The organism is Bradyrhizobium sp. U531, assembly GCF_051710265.1.
GTDB lineage: Bacteria > Pseudomonadota > Alphaproteobacteria > Rhizobiales > Xanthobacteraceae > Bradyrhizobium.
Window position 1 is genome coordinate 1,129,734 of sequence record NZ_JASVEN010000001.1, and the last position, 19,523, is coordinate 1,149,256.

Annotated in this window: 17 protein-coding genes; 15 read left to right on the forward strand and 2 right to left on the reverse strand. The window is 65.6% G+C overall.

Going from position 1 to position 19,523, the window contains the following annotated elements; all coding sequences use genetic code 11:
- Nucleotides 1-709: 709 nt before the first annotated feature.
- Together ilvD and QRQ56_RS05615 are read left to right on the forward strand one after the other, a co-directional pair.
- Entirely contained in the window at nucleotides 710-2,434 is a 1,725-nt protein-coding gene (gene ilvD / locus QRQ56_RS05610) for a dihydroxy-acid dehydratase (RefSeq protein ID WP_438738202.1), read from the forward strand.
- On the forward strand, nucleotides 2,421-3,245 hold the full coding sequence (locus tag QRQ56_RS05615) for a tetratricopeptide repeat protein (protein WP_438738203.1): 825 nt from the start codon (nucleotides 2,421-2,423) through the stop codon (nucleotides 3,243-3,245). The genes ilvD and QRQ56_RS05615 overlap by 14 nt, the downstream gene beginning before the upstream one ends.
- Nucleotides 3,246-3,311: 66 nt before the next feature.
- Here the strand turns inward: QRQ56_RS05615 and xth are convergent, their stop codons facing one another.
- On the reverse strand, nucleotides 3,312-4,109 hold the full coding sequence (gene xth, locus QRQ56_RS05620) for an exodeoxyribonuclease III (protein WP_438738204.1): 798 nt from the start codon (nucleotides 4,107-4,109) through the stop codon (nucleotides 3,312-3,314).
- A 135-nt stretch (nucleotides 4,110-4,244) separates the two neighbouring features.
- Between xth and QRQ56_RS05625 the strand changes: the two genes are divergently transcribed.
- Together QRQ56_RS05625 and QRQ56_RS05630 are read left to right on the forward strand one after the other, a co-directional pair.
- On the forward strand, nucleotides 4,245-6,578 hold the full coding sequence (locus QRQ56_RS05625) for an ATP-binding protein (protein WP_438738206.1): 2,334 nt from the start codon (nucleotides 4,245-4,247) through the stop codon (nucleotides 6,576-6,578).
- Between the two features lie 85 nt (nucleotides 6,579-6,663).
- Entirely contained in the window at nucleotides 6,664-7,770 is a 1,107-nt protein-coding gene (locus QRQ56_RS05630) for a dienelactone hydrolase family protein (protein WP_438738209.1), read from the forward strand.
- A gap of 76 nt (nucleotides 7,771-7,846) precedes the next feature.
- Here the strand turns inward: QRQ56_RS05630 and erpA are convergent, their stop codons facing one another.
- The gene (gene erpA, locus QRQ56_RS05635; RefSeq protein ID WP_061847977.1) at nucleotides 7,847-8,176 is read right to left on the reverse strand and encodes an iron-sulfur cluster insertion protein ErpA; all 330 of its coding nucleotides are present in this window, start codon (nucleotides 8,174-8,176) and stop codon (nucleotides 7,847-7,849) included.
- Nucleotides 8,177-8,286: 110 nt separating this feature from the next.
- Here erpA and QRQ56_RS05640 point away from each other — a divergent pair, with 110 nt between their 5' ends.
- The 11 genes from QRQ56_RS05640 (at nucleotide 8,287) to QRQ56_RS05690 (ending at nucleotide 19,472) form a co-directional block, all read left to right on the forward strand.
- Nucleotides 8,287-9,495, forward strand: coding sequence for a deoxyguanosinetriphosphate triphosphohydrolase (locus QRQ56_RS05640; RefSeq protein ID WP_438738211.1), 1,209 nt, complete (start codon nucleotides 8,287-8,289; stop codon nucleotides 9,493-9,495).
- Between the two features lie 9 nt (nucleotides 9,496-9,504).
- A complete protein-coding gene (argS, locus tag QRQ56_RS05645) occupies nucleotides 9,505-11,295 on the forward strand; it encodes an arginine--tRNA ligase (RefSeq protein ID WP_438738213.1) in 1,791 nt (596 codons plus the stop codon).
- A 141-nt stretch (nucleotides 11,296-11,436) separates the two neighbouring features.
- Entirely contained in the window at nucleotides 11,437-12,993 is a 1,557-nt protein-coding gene (locus QRQ56_RS05650) for an SPOR domain-containing protein (protein WP_438738215.1), read from the forward strand.
- Between the two features lie 46 nt (nucleotides 12,994-13,039).
- Nucleotides 13,040-14,068, forward strand: coding sequence for a beta-N-acetylhexosaminidase (gene nagZ, locus QRQ56_RS05655; protein ID WP_438738216.1), 1,029 nt, complete (start codon nucleotides 13,040-13,042; stop codon nucleotides 14,066-14,068).
- On the forward strand, nucleotides 14,065-14,904 hold the full coding sequence (locus QRQ56_RS05660; RefSeq protein WP_438738218.1) for a segregation and condensation protein A: 840 nt from the start codon (nucleotides 14,065-14,067) through the stop codon (nucleotides 14,902-14,904). Before nagZ ends, QRQ56_RS05660 begins: the two co-directional genes overlap by 4 nt.
- A gap of 21 nt (nucleotides 14,905-14,925) precedes the next feature.
- Nucleotides 14,926-15,699 carry an SMC-Scp complex subunit ScpB gene (gene scpB, locus QRQ56_RS05665; RefSeq protein WP_438738220.1) on the forward strand — a complete coding sequence of 258 codons (774 nt, stop codon included), beginning with the start codon at nucleotides 14,926-14,928 and terminating at the stop codon, nucleotides 15,697-15,699.
- 164 nt (nucleotides 15,700-15,863) lie between these two features.
- Nucleotides 15,864-16,097 (forward strand): twin-arginine translocase TatA/TatE family subunit, encoded by a 234-nt coding sequence (locus QRQ56_RS05670; RefSeq protein ID WP_028145381.1) that lies wholly within the window; start codon nucleotides 15,864-15,866, stop codon nucleotides 16,095-16,097.
- Between the two features lie 91 nt (nucleotides 16,098-16,188).
- Complete coding sequence (gene tatB, locus QRQ56_RS05675) at nucleotides 16,189-16,683, forward strand: Sec-independent protein translocase protein TatB (protein ID WP_438738221.1); 495 nt, start codon at nucleotides 16,189-16,191, stop codon at nucleotides 16,681-16,683.
- On the forward strand, nucleotides 16,680-17,495 hold the full coding sequence (gene tatC, locus QRQ56_RS05680; protein ID WP_438738223.1) for a twin-arginine translocase subunit TatC: 816 nt from the start codon (nucleotides 16,680-16,682) through the stop codon (nucleotides 17,493-17,495). Before tatB ends, tatC begins: the two co-directional genes overlap by 4 nt.
- Nucleotides 17,496-17,716: 221 nt before the next feature.
- Entirely contained in the window at nucleotides 17,717-19,048 is a 1,332-nt protein-coding gene (gene serS, locus QRQ56_RS05685) for a serine--tRNA ligase (protein ID WP_438738225.1), read from the forward strand.
- A 61-nt stretch (nucleotides 19,049-19,109) separates the two neighbouring features.
- Complete coding sequence (locus QRQ56_RS05690; protein WP_438738227.1) at nucleotides 19,110-19,472, forward strand: hypothetical protein; 363 nt, start codon at nucleotides 19,110-19,112, stop codon at nucleotides 19,470-19,472.
- The last annotated feature ends 51 nt before the right edge of the window (nucleotides 19,473-19,523 follow it).

Consider the following 19,523-nt stretch of genomic DNA (forward strand, 5'->3'; position numbering starts at 1 on the left):
CGAACGCATGTCTGCTACACACGCGCGCCGCCACACACTCGGTGTCATCGCCCGCGCAGGCGGGCGATCCAGTACTCCGAGACCGCAGTGATAGAACCGAGAAGCCACAGCGTACTGGATTCCCCGCCTTCGCGGGGAATGACAGTGTCACTTGGGGAAGCAGCCTGCCACCTCATCCACCGTCATTGCGAGGAGCGAAGCGACGAAGCAATCCAGAATCCCTCCGCGGAAAGACTCTGGATTGCTTCGCTACGCTCGCAATGACGGCGTTGAGAGATTGCGCGCGTCACGCTCCGCTCTCGTGTCCCGGCTCTGCGCTGCGTCACCGAGTATCGCGGCGCGTCGGGAGCGGAGATACCGACTCACCTGGACGCCCTTGCCGCCGCCGACCCGAAGCCCGCGCGCACCTCTCATCCCGCAAAATCAGAGGTTGTTTCCTGTCTTCTTGTGAAGGTATCGAAGTACGCATCCCCGTGTCTTCCCGGTAACGATTGTGCTGTCTGCGCAACACTCATTTTGGATTTAACCTTCATCACCGGTGGTTCGCATCACCGCCGCTTTTTAGCCACACCCGAACATGAATAAAATCGCTCTAATGTTTTAGGGCAGCGGCGGTCCTCCGGAGGCGCCGGAAAATCCCCAAGGTCGATTCAAATCTTGGCTCTGATTTTTCGGGTCTGAAAGGGTTGACCGGGGAAACTGGTTTGCGATGGACGCGAAGACCAACATCAAGCAGAGGCTGCCGAGCCGTCACGTGACGGAAGGCCCCGCGCGCGCGCCCCACCGGTCCTATTTCTACGCAATGGGTCTGACCACCGATCAGATCCATCAGCCCTTCGTCGGCGTCGCCTCGTGCTGGAATGAAGCCGCGCCCTGCAACATCGCCCTGATGCGCCAGGCGCAGGCGGTGAAGAAGGGCGTCGCCTCCGCCGGCGGCACGCCGCGCGAATTCTGCACCATCACCGTGACCGACGGCATCGCCATGGGCCATGACGGCATGCGCTCCTCGCTGCCGTCGCGCGAATGCATCGCCGATTCCGTCGAGCTGACCGTTCGCGGCCATGCCTATGACGCCCTCGTCGGGCTCGCCGGCTGTGACAAGTCGCTGCCGGGCATGATGATGGCGATGGTCCGTCTCAACGTGCCCTCGATCTTCATCTATGGCGGCTCGATCCTGCCCGGCACGTTCCGCGGCCAGCAGGTCACCGTGCAGGACATGTTCGAGGCCGTCGGCAAGCACTCGGTCGGCGCCATGTCGGACGAGGACCTCGACGAAATCGAGCGCGTGGCGTGCCCCTCGGCGGGCGCCTGCGGCGCCCAGTTCACCGCCAACACCATGGCGACCGTGTCCGAGGCGATCGGCCTCGCGCTGCCTTACTCGGCCGGTGCGCCGGCACCGTATGAAATCCGCGACGCCTTCTGCATGACCGCGGGCGAGAAGGTCATGGACCTGATCGCCCAGAACATCCGGCCGCGCGACATCGTCACGCTCAAGGCGCTGGAGAACGCGGCCGCCGTGGTCGCCGCGTCGGGCGGCTCGACCAATGCTGCGCTGCACCTACCGGCGATCGCGCATGAGTGCGGTATCAAGTTCGACTTATTCGACGTCGCCGAAATCTTCAAAAAGACACCATATGTCGCGGATTTGAAGCCGGGTGGCCGTTATGTCGCCAAAGACATGTTTGAAGTAGGTGGCATACCGCTTCTGATGAAGACGCTGCTCGACAACGGCTTCCTGCACGGTGATTGCCTTACCGTCACGGGCCGCACGATCGCTGAAAACCTCAAGAGCGTGAAGTGGAATCCGCACCAGGACGTGGTGCACCCGGCAGACAAGCCCATCACCGTCACTGGCGGTGTGGTCGGTCTGAAGGGCAATCTGGCGCCAGAAGGTGCGATCGTGAAAGTCGCGGGAATGTCCAACCTCAAATTTACCGGTCCGGCCAGGTGCTTCGACCGTGAGGAGGATGCTTTCGAGGCGGTCCAGAATCGCACCTACCGCGAAGGCGAAGTCATCGTGATCCGCTACGAGGGGCCGAAGGGCGGCCCCGGCATGCGGGAAATGCTCCAGACCACCGCGGCGCTGACCGGCCAGGGCATGGGCGGCAAGATCGCGCTCATCACCGACGGCCGCTTCTCCGGCGCCACCCGCGGCTTCTGCATCGGCCATGTCGGGCCTGAGGCGGCGGTCGGCGGCCCGATCGGGCTGCTCGAGGATGGCGACATCATCGAGATCGATGCCGACGTCGGTACCCTTAACGTAAAATTGAGTGACGCTGAGCTCGCTCAGCGCAAGACCAAATGGGCCGCTCGCGCGACTAACCACACGACGGGTGCGCTCTGGAAATATGCTCAGCAGGTTGGACCAGCGGTCGGAGGGGCAGTGACCCATCCGGGCGGCGCGCACGAGAAACAGTGCTATGCGGACATCTAGGCGTGCCATTGTTGCGTTTGTGTTGGGGGTCAGTGCGCTGGCCGCGCCCGCGCTCGCCTTCGACGGCGCGCCGGTCAACAAGGACGCGACCATCCCGGTGGTGACCGCCTTGCCGGGAACCGCGGCGACCGTGCGCGGCAAGGCCGCTCCGGGCGTTGTGCCCCAGGAGACCTCGCTCAGTGCGCTGCAATATGCCGCCGAGGGCGGTCATCCCATCGCGCAGTGGAAGCTCGGCCGCATGTACGCCAATGGCGACGGCGTTGCCCAGGATGACGTGCGCGCCTTCGAATATTTCAGCCGGATCGCCAACGCGCATGCCGAGGACAGCCCCTCGGCGCCGCAGGCGCAGGTCGTGGCCAACGCCTTCGTCGCGCTCGGCCGCTATTATCTCAGCGGTATCCCGAACTCCAAGGTCAAGGCCGATCCTGATCGGGCGCGGGAGATGTTCTCCTACGCGGCGTCCTATTTCGGCAATGCCGACGCCCAGTACGATCTCGCCCGGCTGTACCTGAAGACGCCGGACGCCTCGCGCGAGGATTTCCGCTATGGCGCGCGCTGGCTCGGCCTTGCCGCTCAGAAGGGCCAGCACGAGGCGCAGGCGCTGCTCGGCCAGATGCTGTTCAACGGCGACCGCCTGCCGCGGCAGGCCGCCCGCGGCCTGATGTGGCTGACGCTGGCGCGTGACAGCGCCGGCACCGAAGAGGTCTGGATCAAGGAAAACTACAACCGCGCCTTCGCCAAGGCCTCCGACGACGACCGCGCCATGGCCTTGCAGATGATCGAGCAGTGGGTGCAGGGCCGCCGGGATTAGGGCAGCGCGCTCGTCGCCGTAGGACCGATTAGCCGCAGGCGTAATCCGCCACCCCAGCGCCCCGGCTTACGCCGCCTCCAGATCCAGATCCGCCCACACCGGCACGTGGTCCGACGGCTTCTCCCAGCCGCGCACATAGCTGTCGATCCCGACATTGGCGAGCTTGTCGCTGGCCTGGGGCGACAGCAGCAGATGGTCGATCCGCAGGCCCTGATTCTTCTGCCAGGCGCCGGCCTGGTAGTCCCAGAAGGTGTAGAGGTTGGGCTCGTCGGTGACGGCCCGCAGGGCATCTGTCAGGCCGAGGCCGAGCAGGGACTGGAAGCTCTCCCGCGTCTCGGGCTTGAACAGGGCGTCCTCGGTCCAGGCGGCGGGGTTATGCACGTCGCGGGCATGCGGAATGACGTTGAAGTCGCCTGCGAGGATCAGCGGCTCCTCGGTCTTAAGACGCTGCTTCGAATACTCAAGAAGCCGGGACATCCATTTGAGCTTGTAGGGATATTTCTCGGTCCCGACCGGATTGCCGTTGGGCAGATAGAGACAGGCGATGCGCATGACGCCGGACTTGAGCGTCACCACGCCCTCGAGGAAGCGGGCATGGGCGTCCTCGTCGTCGCCGGCCAGGCCCGACTTGGTCTCGTCGAACCGCAGCTTGGAGAGCAGGGCGACGCCGTTGAACGTCTTCTGCCCGTGGGTGACCACGTTGTAACCCAGCGCCTCGATCTCCAGCCGCGGGAAGGCCTCGTCGACGCATTTGATCTCCTGCAGGCACACGATGTCCGGCTGGCATTCCCTCAGCCAGGTCAGCAGCAGGTCGATCCGCTGCCGGACGGAGTTGACGTTCCAGGTGGCAACTCTGATGGGCATGGGGGCGGGCTCCGGGCAGGGGCCATGGTTAGAACAAACTGCAAACGCGCCCGTCAAGGACGCCGCGAAATCTCCCACAAAATTAACCCGGCTTAAGCCGGCCGCAGGCCATTGGTACGGAAAAGGTTCCTTGGAATGGGATGGCCGGACAAATCGATGAAGCGAACGGAGCCGCGTGACGGCCTGATCGGCGCGTTCCTGTACTGGCTCGGCGGCTTCGAGATCGAGGACAGCCTGACCGCCGGTCTCAGCGAGCGCGAGATCCGCCGCATCCGCGCCAAGCAGATCGACGCCGTGACGCGGTTGATCCCGGTGACGATGGCGGTGACGATGCTCAACGTCGCCATCGTGCTGATCCTGTTCTGGGGCCGCGGCTGGAACGACTTCCTCGCCATCTGGGGCCTGACGCTCGCCGCCACCGCCTCGCTCGCGGTGCGCTCGTGGCGGAAGTCGCATCGCAATCCGCCGCAGGAGGCTTCCCCGCGTGCCGCGCGGCAGATGCTGCGGCAGGCGTTTTTCCTCGCCGCCATATGGGGCACGCTGCCGCTCGCTCTGTTCAGCCGCATCGAGCCGACCAGCCAGCTGATCCTCGCCTGCCTGATGGTCGGCATGATGTCGGGCGGCGCCTTCACGCTGTCGACGTTCCCCCGCGCCGGCCTCGTCTACCTCGCCACCATGACGGTCGCCTGCGCCGGCTCGCTGCTGCTGTGCGGCACCGGGCCTTATCTCGTGACCTCGGTATTCCTGCTGCTGTTCGCGTTTTTCATGGCGCGCAACATCGTCTCGCAAGGCAATCTGTTCCTCGGCAATCTCAAGGCCCAGCTCGAGCTCGAGCGGCAGACCGAGATCATCTCGCTGCTGCTGAAGGACTTCCAGGAGAACGCCAGCGACTGGCTGTGGCAGACCGACGCCGAAGGGCATCTGGTCGACGTGCCGCAACGCTTCGCCGACGTCGCGCAGGTACCGCTGCCGCTGCTGAAGGGCTCGCTGTTCGCCGACGTGCTCGACATGCTCTGCCCCGAGGACAAGTCCGCGGCCTACAACATCGTCGGCCTGATGGAACACGCCGAGCCGCTGCACGAGATGAACCTCAAGGTCGTCGCCGGCGGCGAGGCACGGCTGTGGTCGCTGACGGCGAAGCCCGCCTATGATCGCGAGGGTCACTTCCTCGGCTATCGCGGCTTCGGGCGCGACGTGACCGAGCGCTGGCGCGCCGAGAAGGCCGAGGCCGAGAGCCGCGCCAAGTCGGACTTCCTCGCGGTGATGAGCCACGAGATCCGCACGCCCATGAACGGCGTGCTCGGGCTTGCCAGCATGCTGCTCGAGACCAGGCTCGATCCGGAGCAGCGCGAGGCCGTCACCACGATCCGCGAATCCGGCGACAACCTCCAGCGCATCCTCAACGACATCCTCGACCTTTCCAAGCTCGAGGCCGGGCGCTTCACCTTCGAGGCGATCGACTTCGCGCCGCAGGCGCTGGTCGAGGCGGTCGCGACCGTGGTGCGCGCGAGCGCCAAGAGCAAGGGCTTGACGGTCAAGCTGGAGCTCGATCCGAACCTGCCGCCGACGCTGCGCGGCGACGTCGCGCGCATCCGCCAGGTGCTGCTCAACCTCGCCTCCAATGCGGTTAAGTTCACCGACGACGGCGAGGTGACGATCTCGGCGACCTGCCAGACGCGCCGCGACCTGCTGGCGACCGTCGAGTGGGCTGTCACCGACAGCGGCATCGGTATCGCTCCCGAAAAGCTCGGCCAGCTCTTCAGCGACTTCGCGCAGGCCGATGCCTCGATCAGCCGCCGCTTCGGCGGCACCGGCCTCGGCCTTGCGATCTCCAGGCGCATCATCGAGCAGATGGGCGGCACGATCGGCGTCACCTCGACGCCAGGGCAGGGCTCGACCTTCCGCTTCACGCTGGTGCTGCCCTGGAGCCAGGCGCAGATTTCCGAGCAGGTGTCGGAACGCGATGAGGCTGACCAGCTCAAGACCCGCATCGCCGGCCTCGATCGGCCGCTGAAAGTGCTGGTCGCGGAGGACGATGCCGTCAACCGCATGGTCGTCAGCAAGATGCTGGGGGCCTTCGAGGTCGAGCTGCGTGTCGTCACCGACGGCACCGAAGCCGTCGCGGCGGCCTCCGAGGGCGATTACGATGTCGTGCTGATGGACGTGCGCATGCCCGACATGGACGGGCTTGCCGCCACCCGCGCGATCCGCGTGCGAGGCGGACGCTTCGCGGCCTTGCCCATCGTCGCGCTGACGGCCAATGCCTTTCCCGAGGACGTCAAGATCTGCCGCGAGGCAGGCATGTCGGACTTCCTCGCCAAGCCGTTGCGCAAGCCGGCGCTGGTCGCAGCCTTACTGCGCGCGCTCGACGGATACACCATGGCGGAGGACGCGCCGCCGCTGCAGCCGGAGCTGATGCCGGTCGAGATGGAGTGGACGGACGAGGAAAGGCAGATCACCGGCGCGTAGACGCTAACCACGTGCCTGAATATGCGTTTCACGCCGGTCGGCCGGGCGCTGGCAATTCGGATGCGCGGTGTTACCTTGCACCACCATGCGCATTGTTGTCCTGCTTCTCGTCCTGTTCACGGCCTCCGCCCGCGCCGGCGACGGGCCGCTGATGAGCGCGCACATGATGTTGCCTGTCGTGATCTCCGGCAACAAAGTGTTGCTCGAAAGCTTCGTCATTCGTCCTGATCGTCCCGGCAAATTTCCTCTCGTCGTGATCAATCACGGAATGCCTGGCGGCGGCGAGGAATTCTTCGCTGAACTCCTCAACCGTTCTCCGGTCGGTTACAGCAAGGCGGCCGTCGCCTTCGCGCAGCGCGGATATGCAGTGGCCACGATCATGCGTCGTGGCTACGGCCGATCCCGGGGAGGGTTCTCCGAGTCTGCGCGGCAGACCTGCGACTATCTTCCGGCCACGCGCGCTGCCAGCGACGATGTCATTGCGGCGGTCGCTTCACTGAGTCATGAGCCCTGGGTCGACGCCGAGCACGTCGTCTTGCTCGGTCATTCCGTTGGGGGGCTCGCGGTGATGGCCGTCGCCGCACAGAACATATCGGGAGTCGTTGGCGCCGTGAATTTTGATGGCGGTCGGCATAGCTCCTCCGCACCCAACCAACCTTGCTCGCCTGATAATCTGGTCGATGCATCGGCCGCATTTGGGCGCACGGCCCGCGTCCCCATGCTTTGGCTCTATGCCGAGAACGATCAATTCTACGGTCCGGATTTGGCACGGCGCATGTTCGCGGCCTACAGCGCCGGCGGTGCGCCTGCGCAACTGCATGTGCTACCTCCGTTCGAACCGAACGGTCACAACGCTGTCATGCTCGCGCCGGCGGACACCTGGTTTCCGTCCGTCGAACCCTTCCTCGAAAAGCTGGGTCTGCCAACCAAGACCGTCATCGAGGCGCCGCTGTTCGCTGAGCTGCCAATCCCGCCGGGGGGTGTCGCCGCCTGCCAGCAGGCGTTCGCGGACTACCTCGCCAATCCCGATGATGCCAAGGCCTTCGCGGTGAGCACGCGCGGCCATTGCGGGACTGGATTTGGCCGCACAGCTGTCGAGGCGCGCGAGCCTGCCTTGATGAAATGCAAGATCAATTCGCGCGGCGAGGATTGCAGGCTTTACGCGGTCGGACAGAAGCTCGCAGGGGATTGAACCGCAGTGCGCGCGATGGCGGCAAGCCCAGCGCAATTCGCCGGAATGATTCAGCCACGACCCGTCAAAAGTCGGGCTAGACCGAGAAGCTGGTCCCGCAGCCGCAGGAGGCCGTCGCGTTCGGATTGTTGACGCGGAACGAGGCGCCGATCAGGTCATCGACGAAATCGACCTGCGAGCCCGCCAGGAACGGCTGCGAGGCGGAATCGACCAGCACCACCGCATTGTCCTGCTCGATGACGAGATCATCGTCGGTCCGTGCACGGTCGATGTCGAACTTGTACTGGAAGCCCGAGCAGCCGCCGCCCTCGACAGAAATGCGCAGCATCGCGCCTGTGCCTTCGCCCTTGAGGATCTCCCCAATCCGGCGTGCGGCGCGGTCACTGATGGTCACATCGGTCGTCATGGCTCGTCTCCGATAGTCCCGCGGTCATGCCCAATTCATTTGGTATCCCGCGTCCGGCATAGTTAAGTGCAAGGATACGCAGAATCAAATGGATAGGGACTAAATTCGTCGTGTCCGTCGGAATGGCAGCCCCCCGCGCGCCCTATGCCTGCGACCCCGAACGCAGCCGCGGCCGGCTGGTCGCGGAGCCCCCGAGCCGGACCCGCAGCCCGTTCCGGCGGGATTGCGACCGGGTGATCCATTCCACAGCGTTCCGCCGCCTGAAGTACAAGACCCAGGTGTTCGTGTTCCACGAGGGCGATCACTACCGCACGCGGCTGACCCATTCGCTGGAGGTGGCGCAGATCGCCCGCGCGCTCGCCCGGCAACTCGGGCTGGACGAGGACCTCACGGAGACGCTGGCGCTCGCCCACGATCTCGGCCATCCCCCGTTCGGTCATGCCGGCGAGCGGGCGCTCGACGCCTGCCTGAAGAATTTCGGCGGCTTCGACCACAATGCCCAGACGCTCCGCGTCGTTGCCTCGCTGGAGCACCGCTATCCTGACTTCGACGGGCTCAACCTGACCTGGGAGGCGCTCGAGGGCATCGTCAAGCACAACGGTCCGTTGACCGACCGCAGCGGCGCGCCTGTTGGCCGCTATCGCGAGCATGGCATCCCCGTCGGCATCGCCGACTACATCAAGACCTACGACCTCGAATTGTGGAGCTTCGCCTCGCTGGAGGCACAGGTCGCCGCGCTCGCCGACGACATCGCCTACGACGCCCACGACATCGACGACGGCCTGCGCGCCGGCCTGTTCCATCTGGACGACCTCAAGGTCATGCCGCTCACGGCCGAGATCATTGCCGAGACCTCGTCGCATTACCCCGGCCTTGAGGACCTCAGGCGCGGGGCCGAATTGGTGCGCGAGCTGATCTCGCACCTGATCGGCGCGGTGTTCGGGGAGACCCGGATGAACCTCGCCGCGGTGAAGCCGCAATCGGCCCAGGACGTGCGCCAGCAGAGCCGGGCCCTGGTGGCGTTCCCGGCCGAGGTTGCCGAGGAGGAGGCCGCGATCAAGCGCTTCCTGTACCAGCACATGTACCGCCACAAGCGGGTGATGCGGGTGATGGGGGAGGCGGAGCAGATCCTGTTCGACCTGTTCGCCAAGTATCTGAAATCGCCGGGCGAGCTGCCGCCGGAATGGCTGGTGGGGGCGGAGGCCGACGACGAGGGTGACCGGGCCCGGCGGATCGGCAATTTCATTGCCGGAATGACCGACCGTTTCGCCCTGACCGAGCATCAGCGGCTCTTTGACTCGACCCCGGATTTGCGTTAGGCGGCGCCCATGCCCCAGACCTCCTCATCCCTGCATTTGTTCGCCGATGTGCTCGCACGCGTGCACGCCGCCTGCCGTACGCTTGCCGCGGAAGCCAACTGGCCCGAGGGCATCGATTTCTCGCGCGTGGTGGTCGAGCCGCCGCGCGATGCCACCCATGGCGACATGGCGACCAACGCCGCGATGGTGCTGGCGAAAGAGGCAAAGGCCAAGCCGCGCGACCTCGCCGAGCAGATCGCTGAAAAGCTCCGCGCCGACGCGCTGATCGCCAAGGTCGACGTCGCCGGCCCCGGCTTCATCAATCTGACCTTGAAGCCGGCCGCCTGGGCCGAGGCGCTGCGCACCGTGCTGCGGGAGGCCGCCGATTACGGCCGCGTCCGCGGTGGGTCCAAGGTCAATGTCGAATACGTCTCGGCCAACCCGACCGGGCCGATGCATGTCGGCCATTGCCGCGGCGCCGTGTTCGGCGATGCGCTGGCGAGCCTGCTGCAGTTCGGCGGCCACGACGTCACGCGCGAGTATTATATCAACGACGCCGGCGCCCAGGTCGACGTGCTCGCGCGCTCCGCGTTCCTCCGCTACCGCGAGGCGCTCGGCGAGGACATCGGCGCGATCCCGGAAGGCCTCTATCCCGGCGACTATCTGAAGCCGGTCGGCGCGGCGCTGGCGAAGGAACACGGCGACAAGCTGCTCGCGATGAGCGAGGGGCAGTGGCTGCCGACGGTGCGCGCCAAGGCGATCGCAATGATGATGGACGAGATCAAGGACGATCTCGCTGCCCTCAACATCCGCCACGACGTGTTCTTCTCGGAGCGGTCGCTGATCGAGACCGGCAACAACCGGGTTGCCGAGACCATCGATTTCCTCAAGGCCAAGGGCGACATCTACGAAGGCCGCCTGCCGCCGCCGAAGGGCGCGCCGGTCGAGGACTGGGAAGACCGCGAGCAGTTGCTGTTCAAGGCGACCGCCTATGGCGACGACGTCGATCGTCCGCTGATCAAGTCGGACAATTCCTACACCTACTTCGCCTCCGACATCGCCTACCACAAGAACAAGTTCGACCGTGGTTTTGCGGAGATGATCGACGTCTGGGGCGCCGACCATGGCGGCTACATCAAGCGCATGCAGGCGGCGGTGAAGGCGACGACGTCGGGCAAGGGCGCGCTCGACGTCAAGATCGTCCAGCTCGTGAAGTTGCTGCGCAACGGCGAGCCCGTGAAAATGTCGAAGCGGAGCGGGGACTTCGTCACCTTGCGTGAGGTGGTGGATGAAGTCGGCCAGGACGCCGTCCGCTTCATGATGCTGTACCGCAAGAACGACGCGGTGCTCGACTTCGACCTCGCCAAGGTCATGGAACAGTCGCGCGACAACCCGGTGTTCTACGTCCAGTACGGCCACGCGCGCGGCCACTCGATCTTCCGCAACGCCCGGGCCGAGGTATTCCCGGACCTGCCGGAGGATACCGGCGCCCGGATCGCGTGGCTCAGTGAGTCGGCGGTGGAGCGGCTGTCGGACCCGGTCGAGCTTGAACTTCTCAAGCGGCTCGCAATATATCCTCGCATGCTCGAAGCCGCCGCCGCGGCCCACGAGCCGCACCGTATTGCCTTTTATCTCTATGACTTAGCGAGCGAATTTCACGCACTTTGGACGAAGGGGCGCGATTTGCCCTATTTACGCTTCATTATCAATAATGATGCAGATCTTACAAAGGCGCGATTGGCAATGGTCCAGGGCGTCGTCTCGGTTCTGGCATCGGGCCTCGCCATCCTCGGCGTCCATGCACCGAACGAGATGCGGTAGTTTGGGGCGAACTACTTAAGGGGATTGTTGGGGGTACCGGCAGAAGCCGGATCGCTTAGACTTGGTTGAAAGCCTTGTGGGTCGAAGGCCGTGCCTTGGTCGAGGGGGCGCGCGGCTTTCCCGAAGGGACGCATCATCACGATGGCCGAACGATATCAGGACAGACCGTTTCCTTCCGATGACTATGGTCGCGGTGGCGATCAGCATGGGAAGGTGGACAGCGATCCCCTGGCTGAGCTTGCCCGCCTGATCGGACAGACCGATCCGTTCGCCGCGCAGTCGCGGCCCAGCGCGCATTCGCCGACGCCGCCTCCGCCCTCGCAGGGTTATCAGGACGACTATCGGCAGAACGAATATCAGCAAGACGAATATCAGCAGGACTATGCCGAGCCAGCCCCGGCGCAGCCCGGTCCGCCCTCATGGATGCGGCGCGCCAATGTGCAGCCGGCGCCGGCCCCGGAGCCTGACTATCCGGTCTCCGTGAGCCCTGTTCATCCGTTGCATCGCTATTCGGCCCAGCCCGCCGCCCCGGAGCCCGAGCCTCGCCAGCCGCAGGCCTATCCCGATCACGCCTATCCCGAGCAGGCCTACCAGCAGCAGGACCAGGCCTATCAGCAGCAAGCCTATCCGGAGCCGCATCAGCAGCCCGATCCGGCGCGCTACGACGACGCGCTCTACGGCCGGCTCGAGGCAGGCGAGCAGGACTATCAGCGCGATCCCGCCTATCCGGACGATCCCTACGCCTATCAGAGCGACTATCCCGATGCGGAGGTCGACGAGCCCAAGAAGCGCGGCGGCATGATGACGGTCGCGGCGATCCTGGCGCTGGCCGTGGTCGGCACCGGCGCGGCTTTCGCCTACAAGACCTATGTCGGTTCGCCCCGCAGCGGCGAGCCGCCGATCATCAAGGCCGACAACACGCCGACCAAGATCGTGCCCGCACCGACGGATTCTTCGGCCAAGGTGCCGGATCGCATGGTGACCGGCGACGGCACCGAAAAGATCGTGCCGCGCGAAGAGGCGCCGGTGGACGTCGCCACCAAGGCGGGCGGTCCTCGCGTGGTGTTCCCGCCGTTGAACCAGAATGCGAACCCGCCGTCGGTTGCGAGCGTGTCGCCGTCCGCGGTGCCGCCGCCGGGCGCGAGCAACGGCACGCTGCCGAACAATTCGCCGCGCCCGATCAGGACGGTTGCCGTGAAGGGCGATCAGACCGACAGCGCCGCGCCGCAATCGGCTGCTGCCGCCAAGCCGGCTGCTGCGCCGAAGCCGGTTGCCGCTCCCGCGGCTCCACCGGCCCCGCGCAATCCGCCGACCTCGGCCAATGCCAGCGCCAATCAGCCGATGTCGCTGGCGCCGCAAGCGGCTCCGGCCGCCGAGCCGCCGCAGCGGATGGCTGCGACCGCGCCGACCCAGATTGCGCCCGCCGCCAGCAGCGGCGGTGGCGGCTACATCGTGCAGGTCTCCTCGCAGCAGAGCGAGGATAGCGCCGCGGCGTCCTACCGCGTGCTTCAGGGCAAGTATGGCAGCGTGCTTGGCTCCCGGTCGCCGGTGATCAAGCGCGTCGATCTCTCCGACAAGGGCAAGGGGGTCGTCTACCGCGCCTTCGCCGGTCCCTATGCTTCGGCCGAGGAGGCGACGCACGCCTGCAACAGCCTGAAGTCCGCAGGCCTGTCCGCCTGCTTCGTCCAGAGGAATTAACGGCCGTTTCCTTGACCCCCTCGCGGGTCAGGGTTAATCGGCCGTTATGAGCACGCGGGCCTTCATTACCGGTGTATCCGGAACCGAACTGACCGCCGACGAGCGGGCGTTTATCCGCGCCGAACGTCCATGGGGCTTCATCCTCTTCAAGCGCAACGTCGCAACGCCAGCGCAAGTCGCTGCATTGGTTGCGGAATTGCGGACCGCGGCAGGCGCGCCCGATGCGCCGGTCCTGATCGATCAGGAAGGCGGACGGGTTCAGCGCCTGGGTCCGCCGCACTGGCCGGTCTATCCGCCGGGGGCCGTTTTCTCGACCTTGTACGACACTGATTCGGCGCTTGGGCTCACCGCAGCGCGCCTGTCGGCCCGTCTGATCGCGGCTGATCTGGCCGATCTCGGCATCACCGTGGACTGCCTGCCGCTGGCCGATGTGCCGGTGCCGGGCGCCGATGCCGTGATCGGGAACCGGGCCTACGGCACGGAGCCGGCCAAGGTCGCGGCGATCGCGCGCGCGGTCACCGAGGGGCTGGAGCAGGGCGGCGTGCTGCCGGTGCTCAAGCACATTCCCGGCCATGGCCGCGCCACCGCGGACACCCATTTCAAGCTGCCGATGGTCGATACGCCGAAGGATGAGCTGGAACGGACCGATTTCGCCGCGTTCAAGCCGCTGTCGGACCTGCCGATGGCCATGACTGCACATGTTGTGTTTAGCGCGGTCGACCCCGCCCATCCGGCGACGACATCTGCGACAATGATTGCTGACGTGATTCGCGGCGCAATCGGGTTCCAGGGTTTGTTGATGAGTGATGACGTGTCGATGAACGCGCTGTCGGGAAATATCGCCGAACGGACTCGCGCCATCTTTGCGGCCGGCTGCGACATGGCCCTGCATTGCAACGGCAATATCGAGGAAATGCGCGCGGTTGCCGGCCAGACGCCCGAGCTGTCGGGCCGGGCGCTGGAGCGGGCGAACGCCGCGCTCGCCGCCCGCAAGGCACCGCAGCCGCTCGACCGCGTCGCCGCACGCACTGAGCTGGACGCATTGATCGCACGGGCAAACACGGCATCCGCATGACCGCAGAAATTCTATCCTTCGAAACCGGGCGGCCCGCAGAGCTTGCCGAGGGGGAGCCGGCGTTGGTGGTGGACGTCGAGGGCTATGAAGGCCCGCTCGACCTGCTGCTCGCGCTGGCGCGGCAGCAGAAGGTCGATCTCGCCAAGATCTCGATCCTGGCGCTCGCCGACCAATATCTCCACTTCATCGAAGCCGCGCGAAAAATCCGGCTCGAGCTTGCCGCCGACTATCTCGTGATGGCGGCGTGGCTCGCCTTCCTGAAGTCGCGCCTGTTGCTGCCCGAGCCGCCGAGCGCGGAAGGCCCGAGCGCCGAGCAGATGGCCACCGCGCTCGCCAATCGCCTGCGCCGGCTGGAGGCCATTCGCGAGGCCGCCAATCGCCTGTTGAACAGGCCGCAATTGCAGCGTGACATCTTCGCGCGCGGCGAGCCCGAGCAGATCGCCGAGATCCGGCATCCGAAATACACCGCGACGCTGTACGACCTGCTCACCGCCTATGCCTCGCAGCGCCAGTCGCGCGTGCTCGCGAGCGTGCATCTGGCCAAGCGCACGGTGTGGTCGCTCGCGGAAGCGCGCGCGACGCTGGAGCGGCTGGTCGGCAGCATCACCGAGCAGGACGATTGGGGCGTGCTCGACGACTTCCTGATCCGGCACGTCGCCGATCCCACGCAGCGCGCAACGGTGTTCGCCTCTAGCTTTGCCGCCGCGCTGGAACTCGTTCGCGAGGGGCAGCTCGAGCTGAATCAGAAAGAAGCGTTCGCCCCCATCTACTTCCGGAAGGGGCGCCCGAAACCGGTCCCGGACGCAGTTCCTGCGCCCGATGCGCCGGTCGGTTAAGTGCAAGAAGGAGAGTCTGCCATGGCAAGCCTGGCTGAAGTGCGGGTAGAAGAGGCCGAGCCGATGGAGAATGAAGCCCAGGCGCGGCCCGAGGAATTGCGGCTGCTGGAAGCGCTGCTGTTCGCCTCGAGTGAACCGCTTGATACCGCGACGCTGGCCAAGCGCATGCCCGAGGGGGTCGACGTCAAGGCCGCGCTCGAACAGCTTCAGGCCGACTATTCCTTGCGCGGGGTGAATCTCGTTCGCGTTGCCAACAAATGGACTTTCCGCACCGCCGGCGATCTCGCCTGGCTGATGACGCGGGAAAGCACCGAGACCCGCCGCCTGTCGCGCGCGGCGATCGAGGTGCTGGCGATCATCGCCTATCACCAGCCCGTGACGCGCGCCGAAATCGAAGAGATCCGCGGCGTCGTCACCTCGAAGGGCACGCTCGACGTGCTGCTGGAGACGGGCTGGATCAAGCCGCGCGGCCGTCGCAAGACGCCGGGCCGTCCGCTCACCTTCGGAACCACGGAGGACTTCCTGTCGCAGTTCACCCTGGAACAGCTCGGCGATCTGCCGGGCCTGGAGGAGCTGAAGGGCACGGGCCTCTTGGATTCGCGCCTGCCGACCGGCTTCAGCGTGCCGACGCCATCTGACGATCCGGCCTTGCGCGAGGACGAGGATCCTCTGGAACCGGGCGAGGACCTCGACCTGGCGCTGGCGCCTGCAGTCGAGCCCGAGCCCCAGCAAGATGCGCCGGAAGCCAGCCATGAGGGCGGCGAGGGTGGCAGCGACGGCAGCCGCGAGGACTGACGTACCGTCAGCTTCCGGATCCCTGCGACAGTTAACACTAGCAAGATTACGTAGCGCTCACAGAGAATTGGCGCTGCCTTGGTCCTTGTTTTTGAGACCTGCCAAGCCTAGGTTTCGGTGAAGATCGGCCGGTCCCCGGCCATGTGCGTTTGGAGGGTTGCAGGATGGGTTCACTCAGCATTTGGCACTGGATCCTGGTGATCGCAGTGGTCCTGCTGCTGTTCGGTCGCGGCAAGATTTCGGACCTGATGGGTGACGTGGCCCAGGGCATCAAGGCGTTCAAGAAGGGCATGCAGGACGACGACAAGCCCGCCGAGAAGCCGGAGCCGGCCAAGTCCATCGAGCACAACAATGCGCCGACCGCGGCGCGGTCCGACGTCGGCAGCAAGGCCGTCTGAGCCGAAAGAAGCACGCGAGAGGCGGGTAGCCGCCCCGATCCTGCGCGCAAGGGATTGGGCCGGTTGCGGCTTGGCGTGAACGGAAGACCTCATGTTCGACATCGGGTGGAGTGAACTGGTCCTCATCGGGGTCGTGGCCCTGATCGCCATCGGCCCGAAAGAGCTGCCGGGCGTGCTGCGCATGGTCGGACAGTGGATGGCCAAGGCGCGCAAGATGGCCGCCGAATTCCAGGGCCAGTTCCAGGAAGCGATGCGCGAGGCCGAGATGGCCGACCTCAAGAAGAGCTTTGACGAGGTCAAGGAAGCCGCGACCGGATTCAATCCGCTGACCTCGCTCCAAAAGGACGTCAGCGACGCGCTTCGCGTCGATGCCCTGGACAAGCCCACGGAGACGTCCACGACGACTGTCGTCGAACCTCCGGCAACGCCCACCACGCCGGAAGCCCCGACACCCGCTACTTTCATGGAAGCCGAGGCGCATGCGGCCGCGAGCGAGCCGCTCGCGATCACCCGTGAGGTCGAACAGGCGCAGGTTGCGCAGGACACCGCGCCATCCGAAGCGATCAAGGACGCCAAAGCGTCATGAGCGACGCCGATATCGAGGCCAGCAAAGCCCCGCTGATGGACCACCTGATCGAGCTGCGCTCGCGGCTGATCAAGGCGCTGCTCGGCTTTGGCATAGCCTTCATCTTCTGCTTCTTCTTCGCCAAGCAGATCTTCAACGTGTTGGTATGGCCATATGTCCTGGCCGTCGGCGATCCCGCGAACGCCAAGCTGATCTACACCGCGTTCCTGGAATATTTCATCACCCAGCTGAAGCTGGCGATGTTTGGCGCGGCCTTCATCTCGTTCCCGATCGTGGCGGGGCAGATCTACATGTTCGTGGCGCCGGGGCTCTACAAGCACGAGAAGCAGGCCTTCCTGCCGTATCTGGTCGCGACGCCATTCTTTTTCGTGCTGGGGGCGGCGCTGGTCTATTTCGTCGTGTTCCCGATGCTGGCGAAATTCTCGCTCGGCATGCAGCAGCTCGGCAGCGACGAGACCGCGAAGATCGAGCTGTTGCCGAAGGTCGGCGAATATCTGTCGCTGATGATGTCGCTGATCTTCGCCTTCGGCATCGCCTTCCAGCTTCCGGTCATCCTGACGCTGCTCGGGCGGATCGGCATCGTCACCTCGAAGATGCTGCGCGAGAAGCGGCGCTATTTCATCGTCATCGCCTTCGTCATCGCGGCCGTGCTGACGCCGCCCGACGTGATCAGCCAATGCTCGCTCGCGATCCCGCTGATGGCGCTCTATGAGGGCTCGATCATCGCGGTGGCCATGGTGGAGAAGAAGGCGGCCGCCGCGCAGGCCGCCACCGGTACCGACGTGTCGGCGCCGACCAATCCGGCGGAGTAGGGCGGCGCTACTCGCACCACTGTCATTCCCCGCGAAGGCGGGGAATCCAGTACGCCGCGCCCCCCCGGAGAATCACTGCCGTCTCTGGAATACTGGATCGCCCGCCTTCGCGGGCGATGACAGCTGTGCTAGGGGATGCCAGTCATTGCTGACTTACGACGTTGATGCTGACTTGCAACGTTGGCGTTGAAAGTTTGCAACAAGCCCTTGGGACCACAGCCATGCACGACATCAAATCGATCCGCGACAATCCGCAAGCCTTCGACGCTGGCCTCGCCCGGCGGGGACTGAAGCCGCTCTCGGCTTCGCTGCTCGCGATCGACGAGACGCGGCGCTCCGCGATCCTGGCGTCCGAGCAGGCGCAGGCGCGGCGCAATGCGGCCTCCAAGGAGATCGGCGATGCCAAGAAGGCCAAGGACGAGGCGCGCGCGGCCAAGCTGATGGCGGAAGTCGCCGAGCTCAAGACCACGATGCCGCAGCTCGAAGCCGCGGCGAAAGCCGCTGATGAAGAGCTTGCCAAGGAGCTGTCCGCGATCCCGAACATTCCGTTCGACGAGGTGCCCGATGGCGTCGACGAGCACGGCAACGTGCAGCACCACGTGTTCGGCAACAAGCGCAATTACAATTTCGCGCCGAAGCTGCATGACGATCTCGGCACGGCGCTCGGCGATATGGATTTCGAGGCGGCGGCAAAGCTCTCCGGCGCGCGCTTCGTCGTGCTGAAGAGGGGACTGGCGCGGCTCGAGCGTGCGCTCGGCCAGTTCATGCTCAATCTGCATGTCGACGAGCACGGCTATACCGAGATCAATCCGCCGCTGCTGGTGCGCAACGAGGTGATGTTCGGCACCGGACAGCTGCCGAAATTCGAGGACGACCAGTTCTGGGCGATCAAGGGCGAGCTGCTCGCATCCGCCGACCAGGAGCGGCTGAGGACGGAGCGCCTCGGCCTCATCCCGACCGCGGAAGTCTCGCTCACCAACCTCGCGCGCGAATCCATCCTCGACGAGAAGCAATTGCCGATGCGGCTGACCGCGTTGACGCCGTGCTTCCGCGCCGAGGCCGGGGCCGCCGGGCGCGATACCCGCGGCATGATCCGCCAGCACCAGTTCACCAAGGTCGAACTGGTGTCGATCACGACGCCGGAAGTGAGCAAGGACGAGCTGGAGCGGATGCTGTCCTGTGCCGAGCAGGTGCTGCAGCGGCTCGGGCTGCATTACCGCGTGATGACGCTCTGCGCAGGGGATATGGGTTTCTCGTCGCAAAAAACCTATGACATCGAGGTCTGGATGCCGGGCCAGGGCGAGGGCGGGGCGTTCCGCGAGATCTCGAGCTGCTCGGTGTGCGGCGACTTCCAGGCGCGCCGCATGGATGCGCGCTCGCGCGGTCCGGACGGCAAGCCGCGCTTCGTGCACACGCTGAACGGCTCGGGCACTGCGCTCGGCCGTGCGCTGATCGCGGTGATGGAGACCTATCAGCAGGAGGACGGCTCGATCGCAGTCCCTGACGTGCTGCGGCCTTATATGGGTGGTCTGAAAGTAATCGGGCGCGAGTAGGGTTGCGCGGAGCGGGCGGCCGGCTATCCTGCCGGCTCCCGCAACGCGAACCCACCCGTTCATGGCCTTGCACCGCGACATCTTCTGGGTCGGCAGACAATGGGCGGTGACGGGGGCCGGCATTCAGGCCGTCGACCAGCGCCTGCGCGGCGTGCTCGACATCGACATCGCGCGGCTCTGGGACGAGGCGCTGGTGCAGAGCCGGCGGGCCAAGCCCGGCGTGAACGCTGCAGACTTCGACAAGGCGCTGACGATGGCGCGCGAACGCTTTCCGCAGGCACCGGAGTCCAACCCGCTCGTCGCGCAATTGGAGGCGCTCGGTGTGATCGAGGCGCCGATCGTCAGTCCGGCGGTGCCGGCGATGGAGCTGCGTGCGGAGGGCCGGCTGGCGCGCTTCCTGCCGCAATGGCGCGTCCGCCGCTAGCGACGCCTGCGCCGGGAACCCTGATCGGCCGGTTTGCCTGATCGGCCTGAG